The 11,446-nt window shown below is 63.8% G+C and carries 12 protein-coding genes; 5 read left to right on the top strand and 7 right to left on the bottom strand.

What is annotated here, in order from left to right:
- Positions 1-93: 93 nt before the first annotated feature.
- Complete coding sequence (locus RUW20_RS03670; protein WP_313950845.1) at positions 94-795, bottom strand: PEP-CTERM sorting domain-containing protein; 702 nt, start codon at positions 793-795, stop codon at positions 94-96.
- Positions 796-1,199: 404 nt separating this feature from the next.
- Between RUW20_RS03670 and RUW20_RS03665 the strand changes: the two genes are divergently transcribed.
- Both RUW20_RS03665 and RUW20_RS03660 read left to right on the top strand, forming a co-directional pair.
- Positions 1,200-1,499, top strand: a complete 300-nt coding sequence (locus RUW20_RS03665) for a hypothetical protein (protein ID WP_313950844.1) — start codon at positions 1,200-1,202, stop codon at positions 1,497-1,499.
- A gap of 115 nt (positions 1,500-1,614) precedes the next feature.
- Positions 1,615-2,415, top strand: coding sequence for a class I SAM-dependent methyltransferase (locus tag RUW20_RS03660; protein WP_313950843.1), 801 nt, complete (start codon positions 1,615-1,617; stop codon positions 2,413-2,415).
- Between the two features lie 256 nt (positions 2,416-2,671).
- Here the strand turns inward: RUW20_RS03660 and RUW20_RS03655 are convergent, their stop codons facing one another.
- Together RUW20_RS03655 and RUW20_RS03650 are read right to left on the bottom strand one after the other, a co-directional pair.
- Positions 2,672-3,004: a cytochrome c gene (locus tag RUW20_RS03655; protein ID WP_313950842.1), complete on the bottom strand. Its 333-nt coding sequence runs from the start codon at positions 3,002-3,004 to the stop codon at positions 2,672-2,674.
- A gap of 10 nt (positions 3,005-3,014) precedes the next feature.
- Positions 3,015-3,317: a c-type cytochrome gene (locus tag RUW20_RS03650; RefSeq protein WP_313950841.1), complete on the bottom strand. Its 303-nt coding sequence runs from the start codon at positions 3,315-3,317 to the stop codon at positions 3,015-3,017.
- Positions 3,318-3,723: 406 nt separating this feature from the next.
- On the opposite strand from RUW20_RS03650, the gene RUW20_RS03645 reads away from it, so the two are divergent.
- Entirely contained in the window at positions 3,724-4,200 is a 477-nt protein-coding gene (locus tag RUW20_RS03645) for a hypothetical protein (RefSeq protein WP_313950840.1), read from the top strand.
- Between the two features lie 124 nt (positions 4,201-4,324).
- Positions 4,325-4,837, top strand: a complete 513-nt coding sequence (locus tag RUW20_RS03640) for a hypothetical protein (RefSeq protein ID WP_313950839.1) — start codon at positions 4,325-4,327, stop codon at positions 4,835-4,837.
- A 285-nt stretch (positions 4,838-5,122) separates the two neighbouring features.
- On the opposite strand, the gene RUW20_RS03635 is transcribed toward RUW20_RS03640, so the two are convergent.
- The gene (locus RUW20_RS03635; RefSeq protein ID WP_313950838.1) at positions 5,123-5,737 is read right to left on the bottom strand and encodes a MarC family protein; all 615 of its coding nucleotides are present in this window, start codon (positions 5,735-5,737) and stop codon (positions 5,123-5,125) included.
- Positions 5,738-6,071: 334 nt separating this feature from the next.
- Positions 6,072-7,667 (bottom strand): hypothetical protein, encoded by a 1,596-nt coding sequence (locus tag RUW20_RS03630; RefSeq protein ID WP_313950837.1) that lies wholly within the window; start codon positions 7,665-7,667, stop codon positions 6,072-6,074.
- A 378-nt stretch (positions 7,668-8,045) separates the two neighbouring features.
- Between RUW20_RS03630 and RUW20_RS03625 the strand changes: the two genes are divergently transcribed.
- Positions 8,046-9,710: an NAD-binding protein gene (locus tag RUW20_RS03625; protein ID WP_313950836.1), complete on the top strand. Its 1,665-nt coding sequence runs from the start codon at positions 8,046-8,048 to the stop codon at positions 9,708-9,710.
- Positions 9,711-9,909: 199 nt separating this feature from the next.
- Here RUW20_RS03625 and RUW20_RS03620 read toward each other — a convergent pair whose 3' ends face one another.
- Together RUW20_RS03620 and RUW20_RS03615 are read right to left on the bottom strand one after the other, a co-directional pair.
- Entirely contained in the window at positions 9,910-10,668 is a 759-nt protein-coding gene (locus RUW20_RS03620) for a GAF domain-containing protein (protein WP_313950835.1), read from the bottom strand.
- 209 nt (positions 10,669-10,877) lie between these two features.
- The coding region (locus RUW20_RS03615) for a hypothetical protein (protein ID WP_313950834.1) at positions 10,878-11,446 on the bottom strand (569 nt) is incomplete at its 5' end.

Raw genomic sequence — 11,446 nt, 5'->3', positions numbered from 1 at the left:
GTTTCTTCCTTTCTTTTCCCCGCTTTTCCCCAGCGGTGGTGCACGAAAACGGGAGCCGAAGCTCCCGTTGGTGACTCGGGTGATTTTGTCCGATCAGCCCTGGGCGGACTTGCGGCGGCGAGTGAAGCCCAGGCCGGCCAGCGAGAGCGCCAGCAGGCTGAGCGAAGCAGGTTCGGGAACCTCTGCCTCGGCGAGGATGGAAACCTGATCGATGCCCAATCCGGCCGGACCACTCCAGCTTGTCGGAATGAAGTTGTCGAACGACAACAGGACGCTATTGCCTGCGGCGCCGGCCAGGAAGGCGCTGACGTCGCCAGCGATGGTATGCCAGCTCGAATTGGCAGACGAGGTCGAGGCGCTGTAGAGATTGATCGAAGCCAGGGTGATCTGGTCGGTCAGGCTGACGGTCAGCGTACGGCCAGCGTCATACTCGTTGATTGACGACAGATCAAAGGAATACGTCCCGCCGGTGGTTCCCGCAGCAACGGTGAACAGCTGCGACAAGCGGTACGTCAGGGGCCCCGTGCCATCGCCCATCACATAGGCCGCGAAAGCGCCGCCAGACGGGTTTGCGACCGCGTTACAGCCGGTTGCTGCGCCGCTGTTGGCAACGTTCCAGTCCCGGTTGCCACCGGGGCAGGTTCCCCCGACGCCGAGTCCGCTGGTTGACCAACTGGCCAGGGTGCCTGTCTCAAAGCCGCCGTTGGCAAGCAGTTCGACCGGCGCAGCGACGGCCGCAGTCACCAACATCGACGATACCGCCAGTGCAGCCAGGGAGATCTTCTTAAATGTCATTGCCAGTTTCCTATTCAGTGATTCACAGTAATCGTGTGCTCCAGGATGGGCCGTAGCCGTAACCATGCTCCAGGCAAGCAGCATTGATCCATCGCACCGCGCGCAGGTGGCAGGCACACCTTGTCCGCAACAAAGCTGGTTCTTCGGTTTCTTGCCTTCACCAGATGCCTCTGGTGTGCATGGGTTCATTAGAACAGGGGCGCCGTTGCGCTTGCGTGAGATACCGCACGTCGTGCCGGAATGGGCCTGCCGAGCCCGCATGCGCTCGTTCCGAGGTCGCCCGCCGTGAGCGATCGTCGGCAGTTCGCTTTTCCTGCTGATCGAACACTGCCGACCTGACCATTGAGCAAAAGCGCTGGTACGATGCAAGCTGGTGGTGCCAACTCTTGATGAAGGAGCGACAAATGAGTCTCAAGGATGCCAAAGATGCGCATATCGCGAAATTGAAACTCCAGCTTGACGAATGGAGTGCGGATATTGACGCCATGGAAGCAAGCGCCAAGCAGGCCGATGCTGAGCTGAAGGCGAAGTATCGCGACAAGATAGAAGAACTGCGCTATCAGAAGACGCTCGCCCACGGCAGAATCATCGCCTTGCAGGACGCAGCAGACGACGCCTGGGAAGAACTGCTCAAGGGCAGCGAAAGCGTGTGGAAAACGATCAAGCAGACTTTCGCGGACGCCAAAGCAAAGTTCGACAGGTAAGACATCGCAGCTGGCTTTCACCGGCTGCGTCACGTCTTTCCTGTTGACTTCCAGATCGGGACCTGGGGCATAGGGCACGCCTCGCCCTCCGGTGAACCCGGAAAAGGAGAAGGTGATGGCCGAGGAGAAAAAGCCGAGGACTGCCGAGATCCATGGCCAGCCATGGGGAGCCAGGGCACGCGACTGGGCGGACATCCAGGAGGGCGCCTGCCGCCCGGTGTACCTGGCCGTTTTCGAGCGTGTCGGGCTTCGCTCTGGCGCGGCGTATCTCGACGCAGGATGCGGCGCCGGGATGGCGTCGCAGATCGCCGCCGAACGCGGTGCTCGGGTGTCGGGGCTGGACGCGGCTGAAAACCTGCTGGCCATCGCTCGGGCGCGGGTACCGCACGGCGACCTGCGCGTCGGCGAGCTGGAGTGCCTGCCCTTCGCCGACCAGACCTTCGACCTGGTCACGGGCTTCAATTCGTTTCAGTTCGCCGGCAATCCCGTTGTCGCGCTCGCCGAAGCACGGCGCGTGGCGAAGCCCGGCGCGTATGTGGCGATAGTGACCTGGGGAACACCCGAGGGCATGGAAGCGGCGGCACTCCTGGCCGCGCTCAGGCCCCTGCTTCCACCGCCGCCGCCCGGTGCTCCCGGTCCCTTCTCGTTGTCGGACGAAGCCGCACTGCGTACCTTCGCCAGCGGCGTGGGTCTCGATCCGGCTGAAGTATTCGACGTCGACTCGCCCTGGCGCTATCCCGACCTGTCGACTGCCCTGAGGGGGCTCAAGTCTTCAGGGGTTGCGGCGCGTGCAATCGAAAAACACAGCGAGGAAGCGGTCGATGCAGCACACGCGACGGCACTGGCACGCTTCCGTCAAGCCGACGGGAGTTACCGGATCGGGGCACGTTTCCGGTGTCTGCTGTCGCGCGCCTGATCGCCCGTCGCACACGCGTAATGATCGGTGCCATGCACCGGCTCCGCTCCCTTTTCCTGCCGCCACTGCTGGTGCTGCTTGCCGCCTGAACCGGCGTTCCCGACGGCATCTCCCCGGTCGGCAACTTCCAGCTGGCGAAAGCGAAGGAAGTCGGTTTCGACAACAGCCGTCTGATCTCGATCAGTCAGGAACGGCCCGATGCCAGCGCCGTCGAAGACGCCGCATGGCCAGCACGCGGCAAAAACCGGAGACGTCGTTAGCGAATCAAGCGGTGCAGGGGGATGATCACCAGGCTGCCGGGAAGAGTGCTGATATAGGCCGAAAGCTCCTCGATATCCTGCCCCGAGAGGCCTTCTGCCTGGCTGCCCATCAGCGGATTCTTGCGGGCACCGGATTTGTAATCGGCCAGCGCGCGCGCCAGGTAGTCCGGATACTGGCCGGCGAGGCGCGGGATGTCTTCCGAAATGGGGGTATTGAAGTCGGCGCCATGGCAGGCCGCACAGACCTCGGCCTTTTGCGGCGCTGCGCCGGCGGCTTGGGCCGATGAGCTGACGAAGGCCAGCAGAGCGATGAGTAAGCTCGCTTTCATGGTCGATCCTTTATTTTTTCTGCAGGCTGGAATAATAGGCCGCGATGTCCGCCATGTCCTGCTCGGACAGCCCCTGGGCGACGGCGCCCATGGTCGGATGGCTGCGCGCCCCCGACTTGTACTGTTGCAACGCATTGATCAGGTACAGCGCCTGCTGCCCGCCGAGCTTCGGCACGCGATAAACGTGCGGCGAGGCCGTTCGGTAACCTGGAACGCCGTGACAACCTTCGCACATCGAGGTCTTGCGCGTGGCCGCCTCGGCATTGCCCGCCGGCGTCTGCGCGAGCGCTGCGCCAGCCAGCGCAAACGCCATCAAACCAAGAATCGTTTTCATCGTTCTCACTCTCAAAAAGGACGATCTGAAAGCCCGACACGCGAGCTATTCAAGGATAGAAAATTCGGCCCAGCAGTATATGGGCGGCCATCAAGCGACGTCAATCCCGTGTTTGCCCGCATTTACCCGCGAAAGCTCCCGGAAAGTCATCGCCATCGTGCCTCGCTCAGTGCCTTTGGGCATTCCTCCGGCCTGGACCGGTGAGCCACAAGGTCCAGGCGACAGAGTCACCGCCGGGCGAGCGGGCGGACAGTGTGGACGGTGCATGCCAACCGGTTTACCTGGCCGTCTTCGAGCGTCTCCGGCTTGGCTCCGGCGCGCCACGCGGTCATCGCAACCAGGAGCTGGCGCGTTAACTGCGGATACCGACCACTACAGGGCCCGCATGAAACATCTCCTCATCGCCACCGCACTGATCGTCGCCGCAGCGCCGGCATTTTCTACCGACGTCGGCGTATCGGTCAGCATCGGTCAACCGGGCTTCTATGGCCGCCTCGACATCGGTGGCTCTCCACCGCCGCTACTGATCTACCCGCAGCCGGTGATCATTGAGCGGGTCCCGGTTGGGCGCCCGCCAATCTACCTGCACGTTCCCCCGGGCCACGCCAAACATTGGAGCAAGAATTGCCACAAGTACGGCGCCTGCGGCGAACGGGTCTACTTTGTGCAGGACAACTGGTACAACCGCGAATACGTTCCCTACTACCAGGAACGGCAGCGCTATCGCCGTGAAGACTACCGCGAGGACTATCGACGTGACGATCGCCATGACCGGGACGACGACCGCGGGGACGATCATCGTGGCAAGCAGAAGAAAGACAAGGGCCACGGCAACAAGGGCAAGCATGACGACGACCGCTAGGCTTGCCGGTCGGACGTAAATGCCCCGGCAGCTTGGCACCGGCACCTCCCGACGCCCGCATTCGGCCTTGGTTCTTGGCCCGATGTCAATCGTTGGACCCTCACCAGATGATCGAGAAAATGACATGATGATGCGCTGGCTGGCGCTGTTCACCGCCCTTGTTGCGGCGCTCGCGATGGCGCCAGCGTACGCCATCGACCCCGGCACGGTGCAGGGCTATCTGCAGTACAACACGGAACGCCATGAACTCCGTCACGCGCTGGCGGTGCGCGATCCCTACAATTCGCAGCGCCTGTGGATCCTCCTGACGACGGCCGAGATCTCGGTGAAGGACGCCGCCGATCCGGCGCGAGCGCTGAAACTGGCGATGGGCGGGAAGTTGCGCGGCGTGCGTCTGGCCGTGGATGCTGCCGCCCCCCAGGCGAACGAGCTGCAGGGCGCCTTGCTGCTGAGCAAGGACGAGTCGCCGGGCGGCGAAGTCGTCTTCGCAGCGGCTGGCGAAAAATTCTGGGAGCGCCTGGCGACCGCTGACAAGCGCATCCTCGGCACGCTGCACTACGCCAAGGAGCCTACGCCGAGCGGCTCACCTGCCTGGACAATCGACGTCACTTTCAGCGCACCGATCTTCGCGAAGTGAACTGAGCCCGCTTCGCCGGCCAGCCCGTGGCGTGGCGAATTCCGTAGCAAGGGTCAAGTCGGGTACTCCCCTGTCACAGCAGGTAGCGCAGCGTTACCGCCCGGTGCTGTTCGCCGGCGGTATGGCCCGACCGCTGTCGTCTGGCAAGCGCAGGCCATGCGCACTCCACGACCAGCCGGCATCACCGGCGACGCAGGCGACGCAGGCGATGGGCGCAAAAAACCGCAGCGCCTGCCTCGCAGATCCCGTGGGCGCGCTGCTTTCCGCTATGGGACACCGAGAGGGTCATTGAAAATATTCCTTGAGGCCCGCCAGGACGTTGGCCGCGGCAATCGAGGCCAGGACCAGCCCCATGACGCGACTGACGATGCTGGCGCCGCCGTCGCCAATGACCCTGGAGATGGTCGCCGCCGCGCGCATCAGGACATAGACGGCAGCGATCACCGAAAGCATCAACAGCGCCGTCACCGCCTGCTGCGCGATCGAGTGCTTGGCGTTTTCCGTCAGCAGGACCACGGCCATCATGGCCCCCGGTGATGCTATCGACGGTGTCGCCAGAGGAAAGATCGCCGTATCCTGGATGGAGCGCACCAGCTTCACCTCCCCTTCGGGCTTGCTCTCGCCAAAAATCATCGTCAAGGCAAACAGGAAGAGCACCAGACCGCCGGCGATCTGGAAGACCACCAGCGGCACACCCATGGCGCGCAGCAGGATTTCCCCGACAATCAGGAAGAACAGCAGGATCCCGGCTGAGGCGGTGGCTGCGACAAGCGCGATCTTCCTTCGCTCGACCTCGGTGCGACCCTGCGTCGCAGAGATGAACACGGGCACCGTGCCGATGGGGTCGATGACGGCCCAAAGAAGAACCAGTGTGCTCAATATCTCCTGAGAGCTCTGCATGCGTGCCATTCCCGAGACGAAGGGTGATTGATCTGGCGCTGACGCACGCCGTGCGGGTGGATCATGGCGACCGCCGCCGGCAGCGCGCCGCACCTGATCTGCAGGCATTCTGTCATCGGCGAGTCGCAATGACAACGCTGCTTGTCGCGCCAGCGTTGGTCTGCGCCCCTAGCCGGGGTTGGCTGCTGCCAAGATCTCGCCTGTTGTTGCGACCCACCGCCGCCGGGTAGCGCTACGCTACGCGTGCATGCGTAGCACCACTTGATGGCGGGAATTCCCATGCCAGAAGCCGAATTTCGCGAGCGGCTCGCCCACCCCACGGCGGACGGGTGCGCTACCGCCGCAAATACGACAGTGCAGTCGGCAGCACCACGTTATTGCCGAAAGCATCCTCGCCGTAGCCACTCCGGGCCAGCGCATCGACGTCGCTCAGAACGCGCTTGTCGCCGCAGAATGTGACTGTCAGGTCGGTGCGGATGTCGAGCTGCCCGGTGGCCTGCATCAGGGCGATCTCGGCAACGGTGTTTTCGAGGACGCCACCCTCGCGGCTGCTGATGCGGTCGGAGAGCTGTAACGGTTGCTGGTAGAGCACGATCTTTCCCTCGCCGGCGAGGCGATGGACGATGGCCAGCGCGGCGGCGGCGATGGCCGCCGATTCCAGGTCACCGCCGGCATCGGAATGGACGCGGGCGATCTCCGCCGCCAGCCAGCGCCGCTTGCGCGCGTTGATGGTCTCGTTGGCGCGGAACAGATCGAGCGGCGACCCGGCGTCGAACAGCTTGCCCTCCAGCTCCATCCGTACCTCGCCGCCGTAGTGCGCGACGATGCGCGCCACCAGGTTGGACGGTCGGACGTGAAAACCCCGATAACTGGGCACCGGCACCTCCAGACGGCCGCATTCGGCGTAGCGGCGCAGGATGCCCTGGCACAGGCGCTGGCCACCGGCGAGAAACTCGCTCGAGAAAACCATCGCGTAGGCGAACAGGGTGCTCATGGTCGTTTCGCTGTCGACCACCGGCCGTTCGCGCAGCAGGTCGTCACCGGTCCGCGGGCTGACGTGCCGCTCGTAGTAGTGCGCCAGGTCGGTGGCGATTTCAAGCAGGTGGTAGATGACGCTGGCGTGGCTGCGCAGGATCGGCAGGTCGCTGTCGGAAGTCTCGATCGAGGTCCCCGAGACGTGCGTGTCGTAGAGCGACTGCAGGTTGTGAAAACGGAAGCTGAGCTGGCGCAGCCGTTCCTCGCTGACCGGATCGGGGAAGCAGGCCGCGTAGTCCGCCGGCGAAACACGCGCCGCGGCGCTGAGCAGATCGCTTTCGGCCGCCAGGTTGAGAAATTCGGTGGCCAGCTGGGTGACCGTGCCGGCGGCGTCGCCGGCGACGCGGTCATCGCGGTTGCGCAGCAGACGGCCCGCTGGCAGGTGATCGGAAAAATCGTCGGGGGCCGAAGCCATGTCGGGGATGGGGATGGGGATGCCGAGGCGTTGCGCTTCCTCCAGCAGGCCGGCGGTCACCTCGGCGACGGTCCGGCCGACCACGCTCAGTCTTTGCCGGGTGGCAGCGGGGAAATCGGCGTCGACCGGCAGCAGCCGGTAGGCCGGCAGGCGACTCCACAGGTGAGCCAGCGCCCGGCCGACACGTGCGAAATTCCGCAGCGCGGCCACCAGGGCGCGAAAGCCGCTCCAGTGGCGGTTCTGACGAGCGCCGTAATCGTCCAGTAGTGCCTCCATCTGTCCCGACTCAAGCAGCAGGCGGTCGATCAGCGGCCTCGTCAGGGAGCGTTCGCCGGCGGGCAGGGTCGCCAGACGGCTGGCGAGCTGGAGCAACGGCCGGCTACGGACGCGAACCAGGTCGCGAAACTGTTCGTCGCCGATCAGCAGCGACGCTTGCGGTGCGGGGGCGGCGCAACGGCTGCCGCTCGAATGGGTCATCATCTCCTCTCCGCCGCCCGCTGTCGGAAAGCGGGCGCATCGCCGCCATTTTCCAGCTTTCTTGCCGATCGACAAGCCGTTCGTTCCTGGCACCCGGCCAACGCGGCGCTGGACGGCCAGCGTCGGCGCCGCGGCGGCGACCGTCGACAGCGTGAACACCTTGTGCGGCCAACGCTGTCGCCCCCCCCGATGCGCTGTTGTCGGCGCCATGGAAGGCGCGGCCGGGCTCTTTTTTCTGCCACCAATTTGCTGATTGACGGCGCCGCTCAGGGCTCGGATACTCTCGCCCCTGGCCCCGGATTTTCTGTCCCTGACGGCGTCGGTGCCGAAGTGCCGGCGCCGTCTTCTCACCGTGCCCTTCACCATTACCGGAGATGACAAGTGATTGGTCACTTCAAGCGTTCGACGAAACGCCTGTTCGCCCTGATTCTCAGCATTCCTCTGGTGATCCTGGCAGGTGGACTGGCCTACATGTTCGGCATGGACTATCTGGAGCATACGCCGCGCGACTTCTGGACCAGCATCGAGTGGGCCGCCGAGACGCTGACCACCACCGGTTACGGCAGCGACTCGCACTGGACACATCCGGGAATGACCTTGTTCATCATATTTTTCGAACTGGTCGGGATGTCGTTCTACGTGCTGATCTTCCCGGTGTTCTTTCTACCCTACTTCGAAGAGCGCTTCGAGGCGCGGCTGCCGGGAGTCCTGCCGGAAATGGCCGGGCGCGTACTCATCCATCGCTACGGTCCGGCAGTGGACTCGCTGATCGAGGAACTGCGCCGGGTAGGTACGGGTTTTGTCATCCTGGAACAAGATGAACGCCAGGCCCGCCGGCTTCGCGATCGCGGCTACGAGGTGGTCTTCGGCGCCCTCGACGAGCAGCCCGGACTGCTGGCCGGCGTGGAAACGGCGCAGGCATTGATCACCAATGCCGACGACCATGACGATGCGACCTTCATCATGATGGCCAGGGAACGCGGTTACCCGGGCACGATCCTGGCATTGGCCGAGGAGCCGCTACACCGTCCGGCGATGGAGAAGATCGGCGCGACCGCGGTCTTCACCCCTTCGCACGTGCTCGGCGCGGCGCTGGCGGCTCGCGCCAGCTGGCGCATCAGCCCCAAGGTCGAAGGCGTGCAACTGCTCGGTGAAAGAGTCGGCATCGCCGACTTCCGCGTGCAGACCACCAGCCCGCTGGCGAGAAAGACTCTCGGCGAACTGCGCATGCGAAAGCGCTACGGCGTGACGGTGATCGGCCAATGGAACGGTGGCCGTTTCGCCCCCGCCGAAGGCCCGAATACGCGTATCGAAGCGGGCGCGATCCTCGTTGCCGCGGGAGCCCACGCCAATCTGGCGCGGGTCGAACGCATGGCCACCCCGCTGCGTCATCACGGTCCGATCGTGGTGGCCGGTTATGGCACGGTCGGCCGCAAGGTGGTGGAAATGTTGCGCGACGCGGGCGAGACGACCATCGTCATCGACGAGCGTTCGGATCCCGCCGTGGATGTGGTCGGCAACGTGCTGGAGCACGCCACCCTGGATCGCGCCGAGGTGCGTACGGCAAGTGCGGTGGTGCTGGCGCTCAGTAACGACAGTGCCGGAGTCTTTGCCACCGCGGTGGTACGAGACTACGCCCCCGACGTGCGCCTGATTGCCCGCGTCAATCTGGCGCCCAACGTGGCGCGCCTGTACCAGGCGGGAGCGGACTTCGCACTCTCGGTGGGCCAGGTGGCCGGCCAGATCCTCGCCCATCACCTGTTGGGAGAGGACGCGGTGGCGGTCGAACAGCGACTGAAGCTCGCCCGCGTGGCGCCAGGCGCACTGGTCGGGGGACATCCCTGGCAGGTCGGCATCCGTGAGAAGACGTCGACCGCTGTGGTGGCGGTGGAACGTGGCACCGAGGTGCTGGTGGAGTTCGACCAGGGATTTCAGGTGCGCGCGGATGATGTGCTGTTTGTGTGTGGTACGACCACCAGCCTGGACAAGTACATGCGGGAGTTTGGCGCCACCCCGGCAGAGCGGCAGACGCCACCAGCGGCATAGCTCGGACAGCACTCATCGCAGGCGACGTGGTCACGACCCGACGACGAGGTGGGCTTGCCATGCCCGCTACGCTCCCGGCTCTGGCCCCCGCCAGACACTCTGACGAGGTGTTCAAGGAAGCGAAAGAGCGGTCGCTGCAGGCCGCCCGCCATTGCTGAAATCGAGCGGTGTGGCGCCGGGAACTGCCCGGCCTTGATCGCTACTCTGCGGCTTGCTGCTCGATCCGCTTGCTGTGCCGGCTCAGGCTGCCACTCAGTTGACCAACGATTTCTGAAGCGGCATTGATGATCTGGCTTGAGCCAAAGCCGGCGCGAGTCATTTCCTTGTAAAACGACTTTGCCAGGATCTTCGCCACCTGATCCGGATTCTGCACGGCACTCGCCAGCGCACTCCCGATATCCTTTTCCGCAAACTGCATCAACGCCAGTTGGGCAAAGCGCGACTTCAGAGCGTTCTGCAACTGCACCACCTGAATCGCCTTGCCAACAAACAGCGCGACCAAGTCGAGCAGGTTCAGGTCATTCCTGTTGAAGGGACGTCCGTCGAGGTGGCCACTGATGTTGACCACACCAATGATGCGGCCGTTGATGGAGATCGGCGAGGAAATCAGGCTCTTGCGCGGATCATCACTTCGCCGCGCCCACTGCGCGAATTCAGATTGATCGATGTCCTCGATCAGCAAGGCCTTGCCGGTAGCAATCACCCTTCCGGCAATGCCTTCACCGGCATGAATGGCTTCCTTGTAGGCTGCTGCCGGAAGCGGCCCAAAGGCGGCACAGACCCGCAGGCAGAGGTTCTCCATCTCGTCATCGGTCAGCAACATCAGCGAGCAGTTCTCGGCATGGAGGACTTTTGCCGACATCGCTGCGAGTTTCTTCACGTTGTCGTCGAAGCTGCCCTCTTCCATAAAGCTGGCCAAGTCCTGCAGCTTGATCAGCGAATCGTCCCTGTCACCCATGATGTTCTCCCGAGAATCGCACAGCACTTCGATTATAGGCGTGCGAACAGCAGGAAAGGGAACCGGCAAGAGTCGACGGCGAGCGAAGAATCGACGGAAAACAAGAAGGCCAATCCGAAGACTGGCCCAACTGCTTGGTTCCGCCGGCGCCCCCTACGGAACGCCTGCGTGCGGCGGCTCGGTAGCGTTCGCCCCGGGCGTTACTCTCGCTATCGCGAGTAGCATCGGAGCCGGGAGCGCTCGGATTTCAGATCACGCTCTCGCGCCTGGTCAGCGTTGACCTCATCAATGGGCACGTGCTGCCAACTGGTGTACTTGGCACGCAGCGCGGTCAGCTCGCGGTCAAGTTGCTCACATTGCCCGAGACGGTTGCGGTTGGAATCCTCCGCTTGTGAACTCGCGGCCTTTCTGCTCGAGGCCGCTTCTATCATCTTCACCTGCTGCTCGACGGGCATCCCGTCCGGCACGTTGTGGTTCATCACGCCAATCGCGTTGTGTCCCGAACAGGAGTCGCTGGAAAAGAACGAAACACCGTTGTAAGCCCGGCATTCATGGATCGTCGCCGCGCTTACAAGGCCGCTGGACAAAGTAACGGCGGCGCCGAAAGCGAGTCGTCGAACAAATACCCGCGCGGCAACAGCAAGTCCTTTCAATGCGGTTTTTGCGTTCATGGCGATCCCTGGCCCGAGAAGCGGGATACTACCAAACGCCGTCGATCCTGACAGCGTGCCAAGATCAGCGGCCGTTGATGCAAGGGCAGCGGAAGCCGCCACACGTC

Source organism: Accumulibacter sp., assembly GCF_032229525.1.
In the GTDB taxonomy this organism is placed as follows: Bacteria; Pseudomonadota; Gammaproteobacteria; order Burkholderiales; family Rhodocyclaceae; genus Accumulibacter.
This window is presented reverse-complemented; position numbering and strand designations above follow the sequence as displayed.